This is a genomic window from Acidobacteriota bacterium (assembly GCA_035471785.1).
Lineage (GTDB): Bacteria > Acidobacteriota > UBA6911 > RPQK01 > DATIPO01 > JANQFM01.
Genome location: DATIPQ010000104.1, coordinates 1 through 17,169 on the forward strand (window position 1 = coordinate 1; position 17,169 = coordinate 17,169).

Below are 17,169 nucleotides of genomic sequence, written 5' to 3' on the forward strand. Positions count from 1 at the left end.
GTGCGACTTGCACACCATTGTGCGGCTGCCCAAGGGCGTGTTCGCCCCATACACAGACATCAAGACCAACGTGCTCTTCTTCGAGAAGGGCAGGCCCGCCACCGAGGTCTGGTATTACGAGCACCCCTATCCCCAGGGCTACAAGAGCTACTCCAAGACCAAGCCGATGCGAATCGAGGAATTCGAACCCGAGAAGGCGTGGTGGGAAGACCGCGTCGAGAACGAGTTCGCGTGGAAGGTGACGCTCGAAGACATCCGTGAGCGCGGCTTCAACCTCGACATTAGCAACCCTAACGCTCCCGGCGCGACCTACGAAGACCCCAGGGCCCTGCTCGCCCGCTTTAATGAGGAGAAGGCGGCGGCGGCGGCGCTGCGTGAGGAATTGCGTCAGGCACTCGCGACGGCGCTGTCCTCCGGGGACACAACATGAAGCCGCAGGACCTGATCGCGGCCTTCGATACGCTCGCCGAGGCCCCAGACGGGGTGAAGCGGCTCCGCGCTTTGGTGCTGCAACTAGCGATGCGCGGGCGGCTGGTGCCGCAGGACCCGGACGACGAGCCATCTGGCGTGCTGCTTGATCAGGCAAGGCAGGACCGAGCGAGGCTCATTGCCGAGAAATTCATTCGGCGACGCAGTGCAGGGGAGGTTCAATCAAATGAGCAACCGTTCGAAATCCCGCCCCAGTGGTCTTGGACGCGCATCTGGTTTGCGGCCCATGACCTCGGCCAGGGTAAGCCCAAGTCGCGTTTTTCGTATGTGGACGTGTCGGCGATTGACAAGGAGCGCGGCGTCATTTCTGGCGACGTTGCCATCCTCAACCCCGAAGAGGCCCCAAGCCGTGCGCGCAAGCGGGTCGCGAGAGGATGTGTCATCTACTCTACCGTGCGCCCTTACTTGCGCAACATTGCCGTGGTGGACCGAGATTTCGACCCGCCGCCCGTCGTGAGTACCGCTTTCTCTGTGCTCATGCCCTACCCTCGGATTTCAGCTCGCTACCTCTACTACTACCTTCGATCGCCAGCATTCGTGAACTACGTCGAAGCCCACCAAAAAGGCGTGGCCTACCCGGCGATCAATGATGGGGACTTCCAGCTTGCCCCCGTCCCGATTCCACCCTCGGCAGAGCAGAAGCGCATCGTCGCCCGCGTCGATGAGTTGATGGGTCTGCTCGACGAGTTGGAGGCCGCACGACAGGCCCGCGAGGCCACGCGAACAGCGCTGCGCGACTCCGTGCTCGCCGCGCTTCGGGACGCCGACACCTCCGAGGAAGTCGAAAACGCGTGGGAGCGGATCGCGGGCCGAATGGACGACCTGTTCACCGCCCCCGCCGACGTGGAGCCGCTGCGGCAAACAGTGCTCCAGCTTGCTGTGCGCGGGTGGCTAGTTCCGCAGGACCCGGACGACGAGCCCGCCTGCTTGTTGCTTGAGCGCATCGCGGAGGAGAAGGCCCGGCTGGTCAAGGAGCAGAGTATCCGCAAGTCGAAACCTCTGCCGCCAGTTTCGAAGGACGAGGTGCCGTTCGAAGTGCCGAATGGGTGGGTGTGGACTCGGTTCGGTACTATTACCAACACTCGCCTCGGTAAGATGCTGGACAAGGCGAAGAATTCCGGTCCGATGAGGCCGTACCTCCGCAATGCCAATCTCCAATGGTTCAAGTTCCTCCTAGAAGACCTCAAGCAACTTCGTCTGGAGGAGAGCGAACTCACCGAGTGCTCGGTTGGTGTCGGCGACCTTCTGATTTGCGAGGGAGGCGAGCCCGGCAGGGCAACTGTCTGCGACGAGTCGGTGGACGGCATGGTCTACCAGAAGGCCCTTCACCGAGCCCGCCCCCTCTGCGGCATCAGTCCTTGGTATTTGGCCTACTTGCTGCGCTGCGACACTTGGTCTGGTCGTTTAGCCGAGCTGTTCACCGGCGCGACGATCAAGCACCTGACGGGACGGTCCCTCGCGTCGTACACGGTGCCGCTCCCACCCCTAGCTGAGCAGAAGCGCATCGTCGCCCGCGTCGATCAGTTGATGAGTCTGCTCGACCGGTTGGAGCAGCGCCTCGCCTCTAAGACGACCGCACACGACACCTTCGCCGCCGCAGTCGTCCACCACCTTGACGCCTGACGACTCGCAGGCCGCGAACAGTTGAAGATCGATCTCACCGGCGGCCACTGTTAATCCGAGGGCAAGCGGGCCACACCTCTTCTGGTCCCAAAACGGTCGAATTCTTACCACGAGCTTACCATAGGCGATTACGCCCTCCCCGGGGCCATCAGCTAAACCTGCTATGTAAATTATTGATTTAGAGGAGGTTAAGTCTTGGTCGGGACGGCGAGATTCGAACTCGCGACCCCCTGAACCCCATTCAGGTGCGCTACCAGGCTGCGCCACGTCCCGACCGGGCAAGGGCCCTAATGTACATGATCAGTCGAGTCAAGCGCAACCCTTTGGGACTTGATCGGTTGATGACATCTGACTCCTCTGTGTATTGACGTCATCAATACATCTGAGCAACTGGCGGCGGCCCTGGAGAAACGGAGTGTCAGTCCTGAGTTGATCAAAGAACCTGTTGCCGAAGCCGTTAAGGAGAGGGTCGGTTGATTCAGCCATTGGCGCTGGCCCGGCGCACTTCCTGGATCGCCGCAGGGATGCACCTTAAGGCTTCGCAACTGCCAATCCCCAACGATCAACTCCCAAGCAGGGCGCTGAGGTCAGGAGGGGTCGGTTTCCAGGAGGGTGATCAGGTCTTGGAGTTCTTCGGTGACCTGGGAGAGGATTTCCTGGTCGTGAGTGGCGGCGGAGAGGCGGCGGTGGGAGAGGCGTTTGTTGGCGCCGGCGATGGTGTAGCCCTCGTCGTAGAGCAGGCGCTTGATGGTCTCGACGAGCTCGATGTCTTTTTGGCTGTAGGTGCGCTGGCCGGCTTTGTTCTTGGAGGGCGCCAGGGCCGAGAATTCGCTTTCCCAGTAGCGCAGGACGTGGGGCTCGATCTGGCAGATCTCGCAAACCTCGCCGATCTTGTAGTACAGCTTTTCCGGCGCTTCGCTCATGACTGGACTTCGGACTTGACCGCCCGCGAAGGACGAAACGTGACATAGCGGCTGGCTGCCAACTGGATGCGTTCGCCCGTCTGAGGATTGCGTCCCATGCGCGGCTTGCGGTCAATCACGTTGAGAGAACCGAAACCCGACAGCTTGACGTTCTCGCCGGCGAGCAAACGGTCCTTGATTTCCTGGATCATCAGATCGACGATCTGCTGGGCCTCTTTGAACGTAATTCCGCCATGACGCTCGTAGACGATACGAGCTAAATCCGCTTTCACCATGACCTCTCCGATCCCGTCCAAACTCTAACGGACAAGAGGTTTTCAGTTCCGTGTCTGGAATCGAATGCCTAGAATGCGTCCCATCTTAGAAAGCGGATTCTCCAATGTCAAGCTCCGTTGCCATCCTTTTTTCGGGACAGGTGCTTTGCGCCCTTGCCTCATCTCTTGCGCGCCGCTTTTGAGGGCTTTGAGCGCCGTTCCAGCAGGCGGATCGGGGCCGCATAGAAACCGAAGGCCTGGCGCAACTGGTTGATGAAAAAGCGCTGGGTCGAGAAGTGCAAAGGCTTGCCGCCCCGCGTGAAGAGCACGAAGGTGGGAGGAGCGACCCCGGCTTGAGTCCCGTACTTGAGAGGGAACTTGCGGGACGATCCGGAAGAGGCCAGGTGGGGCTTCATGACCTTTTCCATCAGCTTGTTGAGTTCGGCGGTAGGGACGCGGATGTAGCGCGCCTGGTAGGCCTCGCGGACCAGGTTCAGAATCTTGGACACGCGCTGGCCGCTCAGCGCCGAAACGAAGATCATGGGCGCGAAATCGAGGAAGCGCAGGCGCCGCCTGAAATCGGCCTCTTTCGAGACCAGGGTGTGGGCGTCCTTGTCGATCAGATCCCACTTGTTGACCACGATGATGACCGACTTTCCGGCCTCGAAGGCGTACCCGGCTATGGTGGCGTCCAGTTTGGTGGCTCCTTCGACGGCATCGATCACCAGCAGCACCACGTCGCTGCGCACCATGCTCTTGCGTGCCATCACCACGCTCAGCTTCTCGGCCATCTCATGGGTCTTGCCCTTGCGGCGGATGCCGGCCGTGTCGATGATGCGGTAGCGTTGGCCCTGCTGCTCGACCCGGGTGTCGACGGCGTCGCGGGTGGTGCCGGGCAAGTCGGTGACGATGACCCGTTCTTCGCCCACCAGGCGGTTGAGCAGGGAGGACTTTCCCACGTTAGGGCGTCCAATGATGGCCACCCGGATCTCCTCCTCGGGCTCTTCTTCAGCCTGCTGCCGGGGAACCTTCTCGACAACCCAGTCGAGAAGGTCGCCGATGCCGCGTCCGTGTTCGGCCGAGACGGGGAAGACCTGTTCGACCCCCAGCGCATGAAACTCGAGCGCGTCGTCCTCGAGCTTTTCCACATCGGCCTTGTTGGCCACCACCGCGTAGGGCTTTCCGGTGCCGCGGAGAAGGGCGTTGAGGGACTCGTCGAGGGGAGTCATGCCGGCCCGCAGGTCGACTACCAACAGCAAAAGGTCGGCATCGCCGAAGGCCAGAGAGGCCTGCTCAAGGATCTTTTCCGGGATCAGGTCTTTCTCTTCGGGAAGGATGCCTCCGGTGTCGATGACTTCGAATTGGCGATCGCCCCACTCGGCCACTTCGATGATCCGGTCGCGGGTGATTCCGGGCTCGTCTCCCACGATGGCCCGGCGTGAACCGGTCATGCGGTTGAAAAGCGTCGACTTGCCCACATTGGGACGTCCGCAGATAGCGACTCTGTACATGGCCTCTTAGAATCTCACAAAACAGTCCGCAGTTGGGAGCTGGGCCAATTGGGAGTTGGGACGGTTGGGACTAGCTGGCGGGGCCAGCCTAAGCTGGATCCGCCACTGCCTTGGGCATGTGCTCGAAAATCTGTTCGCCGTGGAAACGTCCGTTCTCGATGAAGATCTTGTTGGTCATTTTGCCGGCCACGATGGAGCCGGCCACGTAGATTCCCCTGACGTTGGTCTCCAGCGTTTCCGGGTCGTGAGCGGGGGCCAGGGTATCGGGATCGATCTCGATGCCCATGCTCTCGAGGAAGCCGGTGTCGGGATGGTAGCCGGTCATGGCCAGGACGTAGTCGTTTTCCAACACCTGCTCGCCCTCAGGGGTGTCGACCACGATCTCGGTCTCGCGGATCTCGCGCACCTGGGAATTGAAGAGGGCCTTGATCTCGCCTCGGTCGATGCGGTTGATGATGTCGGGACGCACCCAGTACTTGATGCTCTTGCCCACCTCTTGGCCGCGGTGGATCATGGTGACGTCGGCCGACGCCTGGCGATAAAGCTCCAACGCCGCCTCGGCGGCCGAATTCTGGCCTCCGATCACCGCCACCTTCTTCTTGTAGTAGGGGTGGGCTTCAGAGTAGTAGTGGCTGACTTTGTCGAGGTCTTCGCCGGGAATCCCGATCATGTTGGGATTGTCGTAGTAGCCGGTGGCGACGATGATCTTGGCGGCGGGGTAAATCCGCTCGTCGCCCAGACGGTCGCGGGTGTGCACCTTGAAATCGCCGTGGCGGCCTTCGACCTCGAAGACCTCTTCGTAGTCGCGGATGGGGAGCTTGAAGAGGCCGACCACGCGCCGGTAATAATTGAGGGCGTCCTGACGTCTGGGCTTGGGCTCGGAGACGGTCATGGGGATGTCGCCGATTTCGAGAAGATCGGCGGTGGTGAAAAAGACCATGTTGGTGGGGTAGTTATAGACGGAATTCACCACGCAGCCCTTGTCGATGATCTGGAAATCCCAGCCCCGTTTGCGGGCTTCGATTCCGCAGGCCAAGCCGGCTGGTCCGGCTCCGATGATCACCAAATCCAACTTCTCGCTCATTGACATCGAGTCTCCAAATTCACTAGAATGCTTTCTCTTCGGGGCGATTAGCTCAGTTGGTTAGAGCGCCGTCTTCACACGGCGGAGGTCACTGGTTCGAGTCCAGTATCGCCCACCATTTCAGGCACTCGCCCTCCCCTTCGGCTTACTCTCTTTGAGACGCAGCGAGGACTGCGTAGGCTTCAAAAATCCAGAGCACTCATGTTGATCCGCCACCTTAGTCTGGCCCCATTCCAGATGTCAGGCACCTCCATCGCCCGCCCTCCGTAGCCTCTGGCGGAGGAGGGCCCAAGGATGCGCCTCGCACGGGACGTGGCTTGAGCCCCTTTGCTCTCGAGGTTCCTCAGCTTTCGGGGGCGACGGCGCTTAAATTTGCAGCTCGAGGCCGTTGAAGAAGTAGCGCAGTTCGAAGGCTGCCGACTCGGGACTGTCGCTGCCGTGGACGCTGTTGCGCTCGATGCTTTCGGCGTAGAGCTTGCGGATGGTGCCTTCTTCGGCGTCCTCGGGATTGGTGGCCCCCATCAACTGGCGCCAGCGGGCGATGGCGTCCTGGCCGCGCAGGGCCAGCAGCACCACCGGACCTTCGGACATGAATCCGGTCAAGCTGCCGAAGAAGGGGCGTTGGCGGTGAACGTAGTAGAAGCCTTCGGCCTCAGACTTGCTCATGCGCACCATCTTCATGGCTGCGATCTGCAGGTCGTTGTCTTCGATGATTTTGAGGATGTTGCCGATATTGCCCTTGGCCACGGCGTCGGGCTTGACTATGCCTAAAGTCGTCTGAGACATTCTGATTCCTTATCTGGATTCCCTGCGGCGGCCTCAGCTTCGGGCGGCCAGGACTTCTTGAATGGCCGAGCCGATGTCGGCGGGCGACTTGACCACCTGCACGCCGCAGGACTTCATTTTCTTCATCTTGCTCTCGGCCGTACCTTCGCCGCCTGAGATGATGGCTCCGGCGTGGCCCATGCGGCGGCCCGGAGGGGCCGTCTGCCCGGCGATGAAGCCTACCACAGGCTTGCTCATTTGGGCCTGAATGTACTCGGACGCTTCTTCTTCGGCGCTGCCTCCGATCTCGCCGATCATGACCACCGCGTCAGTGTCGGGGTCGGACTGAAAAGCCCGCAGGCAATCGATGAAGCCGGTCCCGATGATGGGATCGCCGCCGATGCCCACGCAGGTGCTTTGACCGATGTCCTTGCCCGTAAGCTGGCCCACGGCCTCGTAGGTGAGGGTTCCGCTGCGGGAGATGATGCCGACCCGTCCCGGCTTGTGGATGTGGCCCGGCATGATGCCGATCTTGCACTCGCCGGGGGTGATGATGCCGGGACAGTTGGGCCCGATCAGGCGCGTCCTGCGGCCCTTTTGATAATGAGCCACCTCCAGCATGTCGCGCACGGGGATGCCCTCGGTGATGCAGACCACCAGGTCGAGATCGGCTTCCACCGCTTCCAGAATGGCGTCGCCCGCGAAGGGGGGCGGGACGAAGATGACGCTGACGTTGGCCTGAGTGGCCTCCTTGGCCTCGGCCACGGTATTGAAGACGGGAATGCCTTCGTGGTCCTGTCCGCCTTTGCCGGGCGTGACGCCGGCGACCACCTGAGTGCCGTACTGGCGGCACTGGGCGGCGTGAAAGCTGCCTTCCCGGCCGGTCAGGCCCTGCACCATAAGTTTCGTATCTTTATCGACCCAAATTGACACGATGCTCCTTTGCTCTTTGGTCGGTGTTGTCTGACGGTCGTGTTCTTCAGGCCGCCTGGCCGGCCAGGCGGACCACCTTTTCGGCGGCGTCGCCCATGCCGTCGGCGACCGCGAAAGACAAGTCGGAATCTTCCAGAATCTGACGCCCCTGTTTGACGTTTGTGCCCTCCAGGCGCACCACGATGGGCAGCTCGACGCCGATTTCCCTGGCGGCGTTGACCACGCCCTTGGCCACCACGTCACAGCGCATGATGCCGCCGAAGATGTTGATCAGCACGGCCTGCACGGCCTCGTCCGAGACGAGGATGCGGAAGGCGTTGGTGATGGCTTCTTCGCTGGCGCCTCCGCCCACGTCGAGGAAATTGGCCGGGTTGCCTCCATGCAGCTTGATGATGTCCATGGTGGCCATGGCCAGTCCGGCGCCGTTGACCATGCAGGCTACGTTGCCGTCCAGCTTGATGTAGCTGAGTCCGAAGCGCGAGGCCTGGATCTCGAGCGGTTCTTCTTCGCTGAAATCGCGGTAGGCCCGGATGGGGGGATGGCGGAAGAGGGCGTTGTCGTCAAAGTTCATCTTGGCGTCCAGGGCGTAGACTTCGCCGTCGCCCGTCACCACCAGGGGATTGATCTCGGCCAGGGAGGCGTCGGTCTCCATGTAGGCCTTAAAGAGACTGTCCATGAACTGCGAGGCCCGGCGCACCGTCTTGCCTTGCAGGCCCAGCCCGAAAGCAATGTGGTTGCTTTGAAAAGGACGCAGTCCCAGTCCGGGATCGATGAATTCCTTGAGGATCTTGTCGGGGCTCTCGGCAGCCACCTTCTCGATCTCGACGCCTCCTTCGCTGCTGCCCATCAGCGCCGGGCAGCGGCGGGAGCGGTCGAGGGTGATGCCCAGGTAGAACTCCTTCTGGATCTCGAGTCCTTCTTCGATGAGGACTTTGCGCACCAGACTTCCCTCGGGACCGGTCTGGTGGGTGACCAGGTTCATGCCCAGGATCTGGCGGGCGGCCTCTTCGGCCTGGCTGGGCGATCGGGCGATCTTGACGCCGCCGCCCTTGCCGCGTCCGCCGGCGTGGATCTGGGCCTTGACGGCCACCGTCCCGCCGAACTCGCGGGCGATTTCGTATGCTTCAGCGGCGTTGTCGGTCACTCGTCCCCGAGGAACCTTGACGCCGTACTCTCTCAGGATCTCTTTGGCCTGATACTCGTGTATCTTCATCGCCCTTATGAAACACGATATACTCGCCCAGTGCAATACGGCACTTGGAAGAGTCCGCTGGGCGTTCGCCAAATGTCCGAGAGCGTGCGCCTCAAGGACGTGCAGTGGGACGGAAGCGGTCAAACTTTAGTGTGGCTGGAGGAGGACTCGGGACGCTCCTCCCTGATGACCTTCGACCCAGACGGAGGCGGTCCGCGGCGCCTCAACATCATGCCCGTCAAGGCCAACGTGGGCTATGGCGGAGGCGATTTCAGCGTGCGCGGACGGCATGTATACTTCTGCTCTCAGGGACGCATTTGGCGGCAAAGCCTGGACGAGCAGGCTCCTCCGACTGCCCTGACGCCGCCTTGGGGACAGGTGGCGGCGCCTGCGGCCTCTTACGATGGACGCTGGGTAGCCTACGTGCACTCCTGCGACGAAGTGGACGTATTGGCGGCCGTGGACTCCCGGGGCTCGCGGTGGCCTCTGAAGGTGGCCCAAGGACGGGATTTCTACCTGCAGCCCACCTGGCATCCTCAAGAGCGCCGCCTGGCCTGGGTGGGGTGGGATCACCCCAACATGCCCTGGGACGGCAGCGGACTCTATTGCGCCCGCGTCCTCCACGAAGACAGCGGCATACGATTGGATGAAGAGCGGCTGCTGCGCGGGGATCCCCGAGGCAATATCGCACTGTCCCAGCCGCTTTTCTCGCCGGATGGACGCCACCTCTGCTTTCTCTCCGACGAGACCGGGTGGACGGTGCCCTGGATGCTCGAGCTGGAGAGCGGAGCCTGCCGGCCGCTGCTGGAGGAAAATGCCGACTTCGGCCCGCCCTCTTGGATCCACGGCATGCGCAGCATGGCCTTCAGCCGTGACGGGCATCACCTCTACCTTGTGCGCAGCCAGGACGCCTCATGCTCGCTGCAATCCCTCGACGTGCAGAGCGGTAGGCTGGAAACCGTGTCCAGCGTCACCGACCGCGCCATCAGCCAGATCGACTGCGGCGAGCAAGGACGGCTGGCCTGGATCGGAAGTTCGCCCCAGCGACCTCAACGCATCGCCACGCGGCGCGGCGACCGGGTGCAATCTTGGCGTCACAGCCGCCCCCAATCGCTTCCCACTGCTTACCTCAGCCACCCCAATCCCCTTCGCATCGAAGCCCCCCATCACGATCCGCGAGTGCCTGACTGGACCCAAGCGCTCTACTATCCGCCAACCCATCCTGACGAGTCGTCGCAAGGCCGGCCACCCGCGATCATCCACTTTCACGGGGGACCCACTTCCCAATCGGCCTCAGAATTCGATGCCGAAGTCCACTTCTACACCAGCCGCGGATTCGCCTATGTGGAACTGAACTACCGCGGCAGTTCAGGTTTCGGCCGCAACTACGCCGACGCCCTCAAAGGGCGCTGGGGAGAACTCGAATTGGAGGATGCGGCCGCGCTGGCCGACTATTTGGCCGAGAATGGACTGGCCCACCCGCGGCGCCTGGCTCTGAGTGGAGGAAGCGCGGGCGGTTTTTCGGCTCTACTCACCATGGCCCGTCACCCCGGGCGTTTTCGGGCCGCGCTGTGCCGCTATCCCGTCACAGACCTCTTTGCACTGGCCTCCCAAACCCACAAGTTCGAACGGCACTATACCGACTCGCTGGTGGGACGCCTGCCGGAAGACGCGCTGCTCTTCCAGCAGCGATCACCCTTGCTGCTGGCTTCGAGGATCGAGGACCCGGTGGCCCTCTTCCAGGGCGATGAAGATCAAGTCGTGCCGCGCAGTCAAGCCGAGTCGCTGGCCGAAACGCTGCGGGAGCAGGGCGTCCCCTGCCTGCTGCGCCTCTATCCGGGTGAAGGGCACGGCTTCAAGAAGAACGAGACCTGGCAAGACTACTACCGCAGCGCCCTCGATTTCCTGCGCCGCCACCTGGTCTTCAGCGCACCCTGAACAATCCTCTGCCCACAGAAAGGCCCGAGAAAGCGCCGTGAACGCCGACGTCGTCATCGTGGGAGCCGGATTCGCCGGAGCCGCCACCGCTTACCACCTGAGCCGGCCCGGTTCCGCCTCCATCCTCATGTTGGAGCGGGAACAAGCCCCTGGCCTGCACTCCTCGGGCCGCAACGCCTCGCTGCTTCTTCAGAGCGGTAGCAATGCCCTGGTCCGCCGGCTTACCGTCCTCAGCCTGAAGCACTACCAGGAAAGGGCCGAACGCCTGGGATTCCGCGAGAGCGGTTCCATCCAAACCGGTTCGCGAGCGACCCTCCAAGCTCTGCTGGGCGATGAGGGCATCGAGTCCTGCTGGATCTCGCCGCAAGAAGCCGTCAAACAGGTGCCGCAACTCGAAGGGTCTGCTTTCCAGCAGGCGCTTCTCACGCCCGGAGACGGTGTCATGGACATCGCCCGGCTGATGGACTTCTACCTTTCGGGGGCTCGCCAGCGGGGGGCGCGGCTGCTGACTTCGGCGCCGGTGACGGAGATCTCGGGCCGGGGTCCGTTCCGAATCCGGGCGGGATGTCACTTCATCGAAGCCGCCCGCATCGTCGACGCTGCCGGGGCCTGGGCGTCGCACATCGCTTCTCTGGCGGGACTTCCCGTTCCGGCGCTGACTCCCAAGAAGCGCCATCTCTTCCACCTGGAAGCCGGCAACGTCTCTGCCCGCCAGCCTTTTCTATGGGACCAGGAGAGGGATTTCTACTTTCGTCCTCAGGGAAACGGGCTCCTCTTCAGCCTATGTGACGAAGAAGCCGACTCATCGCTCGATACTACGCCCTCGCCGCACATCGAAGAGCGTTTGCAACAGCATCTCAAGAGCCATCTGCCCTCGTTGAGCGGACGTCCGCCCAGCGCCATCAGGGCCTGCTTTCGCACTCATTCCGCTGACGGGGAACCGCTCATCGGCGCCCACCCGCAGTGTGCTGATTTCCTCTGGGTGGCCGCCCTGGGCGGATTCGGAATGGGAGCCAGTTGGGAAATCGGGAGGAGAGCTGCACAGGCCTTGCTCGGTGGGTGATCGGCGCCGCTCGAAGCCCTGGGGAAAAGAAAGAAACAAAAAAGGGCCGGCATCACCGAGCCGGCCCCTCGCTCCTGGGAACTCTTTGGCGCCTTCAAAGGCGCCGGGGCGAGTCGATCCCTTAGTTGCTCTTTGCGCTAGCCCGGTCGACCATGCGCACCAAAGTGGCGATCTGCTTCTGCAGCGCCTTGGAGAATTCCTCTACCTGACGGGCATAGGCCTGGATGACATCCAGCTCGACGGCGGGAACGTTACCTTCGGCCAGGGCTTCAGCGACAGGTGTAGGAGCAGCGGCTTCGCCGGATTCGGACGCGGCCTCGGCCGGCTTCTCCTCTTGGCCCTCGTAACGGGCAACCAGGTCACGACCCTGCCGATTGAACTCGACGTCCGGTCCCTTGGCCAAAATGTCCAACTGGCGCTTGGCCAGATTCTTGTCGCTGGGTGTATTGCGGATGCCGATGCTGGCCCCGTATTGGCGGACTAGGCTCGTCAAGGTGATTTCCTTCTCGCGTTTGACGATCTTGAGGATCTTATTGCGCAACTTCTCGATTTCAGCAGCCTTGCGGCGTGTCCGTTTCTTCTGCATATCTGCCTACCTTTCAGGCTATGTTCGAATCATTGATAAGATGTTAACCCTTGCCCCGAAGTGCTTCATTATGCCCAAATTCCAGCCTTTAAGCAAACGATAAGCTGAATGAAGGAGCAAAAAGTCTAGGAAGACGTCAATTGTCCACTTTTTCTACAGCCAACCAACCTCAATACAGTTTGCAAGTTTCTCAGAATGCAGCAGTTTCAAGACGATGTGAGCATGTTCTTGTGCGTTTGCCGAAGGCCTTTTTCGGCGCCTATCGCTCCCAGGGCAGAGGCACACGACAGGCTTTGTGTTACAGTTTCCTCTCCGCCGCCCTAGACAGGCGGCGGAACATCGCGTCTAGTGAAAAGATGAGCAGAGAATTGAAATAAAGGACAGGTTGAAATGACAGACAGCAAAAAGCTTTCCGACTCCGAAATCCAAGAGCAGCTTTCCTCTTTGGACGGATGGACGATCGATCAGGGTAAACTCTTCCGCGAGTTCAAGTTCGCCAACTTCGTGCAGGCCTTCGGCTTCATGTCTCAAGTGGCCCTGTTGGCGGAATCACTCAACCATCACCCGGAACTGTTCAACGTCTACAATACCGTCAGGATCCACCTCTCCACTCATGATGCCGGCGGCATCACCTCCAAAGACACGGCGTTGGCCAGCAAGATCAACGTAGCGGCCTAGGGCCGCGGACTTGCCCCTTCTGGAGCGCGGCGCGGGGATTCCCCGCGCCGCGATTGAACAGTCCTCAGCGGGGATTGGAGTTCTTGAGATACTTTAAGAACTCGCTGTCGCTGGTCATGATCAAGAAGGTGTCTGACCCCGCTGTTTTCTCATACATCTCCATGCTCTTGAGAAAAGCATAAAAGCCCTGATCGCGGTTGTAGGCCTCGGCGTAGATCGAGGTGGCCTCGGCGTCGGCCTTTCCCTGGATCTCCTGCGCTTCGCGATAGGCCTGGGAACGGATCTTCTGCAGCTCGCGCTCCCTTTCGCCGCGGATGCGGGCCGCCTCGCCCTCACCTTCGGAAAGGTACTCGGCGGCAACCCGCTCGCGCTCTGCGATCATGCGCTCGAAGACGTCCTGTTGCACCTCTTCAACGTAGTTGATGCGCTTGAACCGCAGGTCGAGCAACTCGATGCCCAGATCCTGGGCCCGGGCCTGAGCATTGGACAGCACTTCGCGGGTGATGTCGTTGCGTCCCCGCTTGATCTCTTCCAGGATGGCCGATTCCCCTTCCGAATCGACCAGGATCTCGTCGGGCGGGCGATTGCTGCTGCGCACCACTTCCACCAAATCATGGCGGGCGATGGCACTGCGGGTTTCGCCGTCCAGTATGTCGTCGAGACGGGATTGAGCGCCGCGTTCGTCGCGCAGGCGCTGAAAAAAGCGCAAGGGATCGGCAATGCGCCAACGCGCGTAGGTGTCGACCCAGATAAAGCGTTTGTCGCGGGTGGGGATCTGGTTGGGGTCGCCGTCCCATTCCAGAAAGCGCTTGTCGAAAAAGTTGGCTTTCTGGATGATGGGCAGCTTGAAATGCAGTCCGGGCTCGGCGACAGGGTCACCGACCGGATCGCCGAACTGGGTGATGATGACCTGCTCGACCTCGCTGACGACAAAGACGCCGTCCCAGAGCACGAAGGCCAGCAGCAGCGCGAGAATGGCGATAACAATGGCTGAAATTTTCATGGCTATTGTCCTCCCCCTCCGCCCGATCCTGACGAGGGCTGAGAGCCGGGATTGGTGACCTTCTTGAGGGTGTCGATGGGCAGGAGCGGCAAAACCCCGTCCGCCTCGCTGTCGATCAGCAGCTTGCCGCCGTAGAGGGGCAGCACCCTTTCAATCGTCTCCAGGTACATGCGCTGACGGGTGACCTGGGGGGCCCTTCGGTACTCGGCCACCAGGTCCTTGAACCGCTGAGCGTCTCCTTGGGCCCGGTTGACCCGGTCAATGGCATAACCCTGGGCCTGAAGAATCACTTGCTGGGCCTCGCCGCTGGCGCGCGGGATGACCTGGTTGAATTCGGTCTGGGCCTGATTGATCAGGCGGTCACGCTGTTGCTGGGCCTGGTTGACCTGGTCCCAGGAGGGCTTGACCGGATCAGGCGGGTTGACGTCTTGAAGAACCACCTGGTCCATGATGATCCCGGTTTCGTATTGGTCGCACAGCTCTTGCAGGCGCTCTTTCACGGCCAGTTCGATTTCCTGCCGGCCAACGGTCAGCACCTCGGTCACCGTGCGGTCCCCGACCACGCTGCGCATCACAGCCTCGTTCATGGCCCGGAAGGTGTCGGTCAGGCCGCGCACCTTGAAGAGATACTTGTAGGAATCGGCTACCCGATACTGAACAATCCACTCCACCACGGCGACGTTGAGGTCGCCGGTCAGCATGAGCGACTCATCATCGACAGCCCGATAGCGCGAGCGCACGTCGGCTTCCACGGTGCGAAAGCCGAATTCCTCTTTGAGCTGGCGCTGCACGGGAACCAAGTAGACTTCTTCCACCAAGGGAATCTTGAAGTGCAGCCCCGGCGGTGTGGTCCGATTAAACTCTCCGAAGCGGAGGACAACGCCCTCCTGCTCGGGCTCGACCTGATAAAAGCTGCTGAAAGCCAGCAGCAACAATACGATCGCCAAGATTCCCAACCCGATCATCTTTGTCGGTATTTTTGGAGTCTTCATCTTGGAGATGTCGAACACATTTTCATCCATGTTAATTCTCCCGCGCCCAGCATAGCAGAGCTTCTCTACAGGCGCGTTTTGGGCCAGGACCCTGTGAAGGCCGTCCGGCGTCTATTGAAAACGCGCCGGAGGCGGTCCCTATTCAATCCCGGTTGCAGCGGACAAAAAAAGCCGGGGCGTCCGAGACGCCCCGGCCACGCGGTTTTTATACCGGCACAGGTGCTCAGTTCTTGACGATATCGCCAACCTTGACGCCGCTCCCCGAAACCAGGGTCGCCAGGGACGACTCGGCGTCAGCCTGGGTGACCCGGCAAGTTCCCACCTGTTCGGTGATCTCTCGCAGGACTTCGCCGGTAGTGGGGTGCTTGACCACCCTCACGACGCGCAAGACTTGCAGTTCGTCGCCCGCCGAGAGGCCGTGGGAAGCCCCGACCGTAAGAATCAGGATTCCGTCGGTAGCGTCAGCCACCAGACCCTTGACTTCGCGCTTGGGAGCGCTGGGAACGCGGTCGGCTTTGCCGATCAGGCCTTGGGCCACTTCCTTGACGGCGGCTTCCGTCGCCTCGCCCAGGATGGTCTCGCGGAAGTCGCTGCTGGTCATCGAGATCTGGCCGGCGCCGAAACCTCCGCCGCCTCCGCCGCCTCCGCCCAGCAGCAGTCCGCTGCGCGAAGACTTGCCCTCGCCCTTGATGGAAGCCAGAATCTCAGCCGTGTTGACGTCCACCATGCGGGCCGTGATCTGCACCTTGGCCTTGCCTTTCTGAGTGCCGACCTTGGCGCCGCCGAAGCCGCCCAGGCTGCCGCCGATGCCGCCAACGCCGAACCCCTTCTTTTCCACACCGAACTGGGTGATGGACCCAACGATGATGGAACCCACACCGGCAACCACGCCGATTTGAGCGGCGGTGTTGGGATTGGCGCGGTCGGAATTGGAGAAGTTCTGTTCGGCCAGAATGGTATCCAATTGCTTGCGCTCGATAACGCTGTAGGTGCCTTCGTTGACCAGCTCGTCCACCAGCATGTCGGCGATGCCCTTGCCGATGTCCCAGTTGCCGTCCCACCAGCGCTGGACGCTGCCGAACTCAAAGTCCATCACGGCCACTCTCTTCTTGTCGTTCTCGGCCTGAGCGATGCTCAAGCAGAGGGCCGCGACCGTCAAAATCACAATCCATCGTTTCACGTCGATATCCTCCCTTTGCCATCAGCGGTTAAGCGCACAAAGCAGATCCGCGATGGCCTGAGTACATAATCCAAGGTTCAAAGCAAAAAATGAGGGCGAAGCCGGTTGTTCGGCCCCTGAAACCCCGCTCAGCGGAGCTCTTTTAAGGCGTCATCCTCGAACACCAGCGAATACCCGCTGTATCTCCACACCTCGCGCCCTCCCAAGCGAATGCGCTCCAGGGGCGATCCCAGCACTCCCATGACCCGCTCGGTGCTCATTCCCTCTTCCAGCAGCAAGGAATCGGAAAAAGAGAACTGCCGCTCGACCGGCTCTTCTCGCCGAGGATCCCGATCCTTCCATTCCTCCACGAAGCTGCTGGAGCTGGATGACCGATAAGGCGTGTAATAGGGCGGGCCGAAGTAGGAGTATGGGCTGCCCAAGCTATGGGACCAGAATCCGCTGCCGCGGGGCCCGGCGCGGTAGTAGAAACCGTCCGGGTCGGCCAATGGGCGCTCCTGCAATCCGAATCCGATCAGCGAATGACGGATGACCCGGCGCGGAAAAACGCGGAAATGGGGGGCCCCGATGAAGCCGGGCGCGAAGAACGGCGAACCGAAGAAAAAGCTGGGCGGCCCGAACCGGTGTCCGAATATCTTGTGATGAGGATGGAAGCCTCGGTGGAAAGGCCCTCGCAAGTCCAATCCGAAGGGACCCGAACGGGCCTTCTGGGCCATTGCGAAAGTCGCCGACAACAAGGTCACCAACAAGATGATAGCGAAGCGTCGAGTCATGGTGGCCTCCTCAGAAGGTGCCTTCTCTAGTGATTTCATTTCCCGCCAAGCGGCCTTTTTCAGTTCCGCTCTGACAAGACTAACGGGCAAATCATAATCTCTCCCTCACCGTTGTTCCCATTCTAACGGATGCGCAGATAAAGGAAAAGTGTCGACCGAGCCGGGATCTCCTCCGAGGGGCA

17 protein-coding genes and 2 tRNA genes are annotated in these 17,169 nt (G+C 61.2%); 6 read left to right on the top strand and 13 right to left on the bottom strand.

Going from position 1 to position 17,169, the window contains the following annotated elements:
* Both VLU25_15400 and VLU25_15405 read left to right on the top strand, forming a co-directional pair.
* The coding region (locus tag VLU25_15400) for an N-6 DNA methylase (protein HSR69322.1) at positions 1-430 on the top strand (430 nt) is incomplete at its 5' end.
* A complete protein-coding gene (locus tag VLU25_15405) occupies positions 427-2,112 on the top strand; it encodes a restriction endonuclease subunit S (protein HSR69323.1) in 1,686 nt (561 codons plus the stop codon). The genes VLU25_15400 and VLU25_15405, both read left to right, overlap by 4 nt.
* A gap of 196 nt (positions 2,113-2,308) precedes the next feature.
* Here the strand turns inward: VLU25_15405 and VLU25_15410 are convergent.
* From VLU25_15410 to VLU25_15430, 5 genes are all read right to left on the bottom strand, one after another.
* Positions 2,309-2,385 (bottom strand) — tRNA-Pro (locus tag VLU25_15410).
* Between the two features lie 314 nt (positions 2,386-2,699).
* Positions 2,700-3,035, bottom strand: coding sequence for a MerR family transcriptional regulator (locus VLU25_15415; protein ID HSR69324.1), 336 nt, complete (start codon positions 3,033-3,035; stop codon positions 2,700-2,702).
* Positions 3,032-3,310 carry an integration host factor subunit alpha gene (locus tag VLU25_15420; GenBank protein HSR69325.1) on the bottom strand — a complete coding sequence of 93 codons (279 nt, stop codon included), beginning with the start codon at positions 3,308-3,310 and terminating at the stop codon, positions 3,032-3,034. Before VLU25_15420 ends, VLU25_15415 begins: the two co-directional genes overlap by 4 nt.
* Before the next feature lie 158 nt (positions 3,311-3,468).
* Positions 3,469-4,800, bottom strand: coding sequence for a ribosome biogenesis GTPase Der (der, locus tag VLU25_15425; GenBank protein HSR69326.1), 1,332 nt, complete (start codon positions 4,798-4,800; stop codon positions 3,469-3,471).
* Between the two features lie 88 nt (positions 4,801-4,888).
* Positions 4,889-5,884 carry a YpdA family putative bacillithiol disulfide reductase gene (locus tag VLU25_15430; GenBank protein HSR69327.1) on the bottom strand — a complete coding sequence of 332 codons (996 nt, stop codon included), beginning with the start codon at positions 5,882-5,884 and terminating at the stop codon, positions 4,889-4,891.
* A gap of 41 nt (positions 5,885-5,925) precedes the next feature.
* Between VLU25_15430 and VLU25_15435 the strand changes: the two genes are divergently transcribed.
* Positions 5,926-6,002 (top strand) — tRNA-Val (locus VLU25_15435).
* A 248-nt stretch (positions 6,003-6,250) separates the two neighbouring features.
* Here the strand turns inward: VLU25_15435 and ndk are convergent.
* Genes ndk through sucC form a run of 3 tightly spaced genes read right to left on the bottom strand, consistent with a single transcriptional unit; the run spans position 6,251 to position 8,795 of the window.
* Positions 6,251-6,670, bottom strand: a complete 420-nt coding sequence (gene ndk / locus VLU25_15440) for a nucleoside-diphosphate kinase (GenBank protein HSR69328.1) — start codon at positions 6,668-6,670, stop codon at positions 6,251-6,253.
* Positions 6,671-6,703: 33 nt separating this feature from the next.
* A complete protein-coding gene (gene sucD / locus VLU25_15445) occupies positions 6,704-7,582 on the bottom strand; it encodes a succinate--CoA ligase subunit alpha (GenBank protein ID HSR69329.1) in 879 nt (292 codons plus the stop codon).
* A gap of 46 nt (positions 7,583-7,628) precedes the next feature.
* Complete coding sequence (gene sucC / locus VLU25_15450; GenBank protein ID HSR69330.1) at positions 7,629-8,795, bottom strand: ADP-forming succinate--CoA ligase subunit beta; 1,167 nt, start codon at positions 8,793-8,795, stop codon at positions 7,629-7,631.
* A gap of 30 nt (positions 8,796-8,825) precedes the next feature.
* On the opposite strand from sucC, the gene VLU25_15455 reads away from it, so the two are divergent.
* Together VLU25_15455 and VLU25_15460 are read left to right on the top strand one after the other, a co-directional pair.
* On the top strand, positions 8,826-10,712 hold the full coding sequence (locus VLU25_15455; protein HSR69331.1) for a prolyl oligopeptidase family serine peptidase: 1,887 nt from the start codon (positions 8,826-8,828) through the stop codon (positions 10,710-10,712).
* Positions 10,713-10,749: 37 nt separating this feature from the next.
* Positions 10,750-11,775, top strand: coding sequence for an FAD-dependent oxidoreductase (locus tag VLU25_15460; protein ID HSR69332.1), 1,026 nt, complete (start codon positions 10,750-10,752; stop codon positions 11,773-11,775).
* 121 nt (positions 11,776-11,896) lie between these two features.
* Here VLU25_15460 and VLU25_15465 read toward each other — a convergent pair whose 3' ends face one another.
* The gene (locus tag VLU25_15465) at positions 11,897-12,361 is read right to left on the bottom strand and encodes a hypothetical protein (protein ID HSR69333.1); all 465 of its coding nucleotides are present in this window, start codon (positions 12,359-12,361) and stop codon (positions 11,897-11,899) included.
* Between the two features lie 390 nt (positions 12,362-12,751).
* Between VLU25_15465 and VLU25_15470 the strand changes: the two genes are divergently transcribed.
* Positions 12,752-13,039, top strand: a complete 288-nt coding sequence (locus tag VLU25_15470; GenBank protein HSR69334.1) for a 4a-hydroxytetrahydrobiopterin dehydratase — start codon at positions 12,752-12,754, stop codon at positions 13,037-13,039.
* A gap of 64 nt (positions 13,040-13,103) precedes the next feature.
* Here the strand turns inward: VLU25_15470 and hflC are convergent, their stop codons facing one another.
* The 4 genes from hflC to VLU25_15490 all read right to left on the bottom strand — a co-directional run bounded on the left by hflC (position 13,104) and on the right by VLU25_15490 (position 16,987).
* Positions 13,104-14,042 carry a protease modulator HflC gene (hflC, locus tag VLU25_15475; protein ID HSR69335.1) on the bottom strand — a complete coding sequence of 313 codons (939 nt, stop codon included), beginning with the start codon at positions 14,040-14,042 and terminating at the stop codon, positions 13,104-13,106.
* A 2-nt stretch (positions 14,043-14,044) separates the two neighbouring features.
* Complete coding sequence (gene hflK / locus VLU25_15480) at positions 14,045-15,064, bottom strand: FtsH protease activity modulator HflK (protein HSR69336.1); 1,020 nt, start codon at positions 15,062-15,064, stop codon at positions 14,045-14,047.
* Positions 15,065-15,257: 193 nt separating this feature from the next.
* On the bottom strand, positions 15,258-16,214 hold the full coding sequence (locus tag VLU25_15485) for a CsgG/HfaB family protein (GenBank protein ID HSR69337.1): 957 nt from the start codon (positions 16,212-16,214) through the stop codon (positions 15,258-15,260).
* 128 nt (positions 16,215-16,342) lie between these two features.
* Complete coding sequence (locus tag VLU25_15490; GenBank protein ID HSR69338.1) at positions 16,343-16,987, bottom strand: hypothetical protein; 645 nt, start codon at positions 16,985-16,987, stop codon at positions 16,343-16,345.
* Between the last annotated feature and the right edge of the window lie 182 nt (positions 16,988-17,169).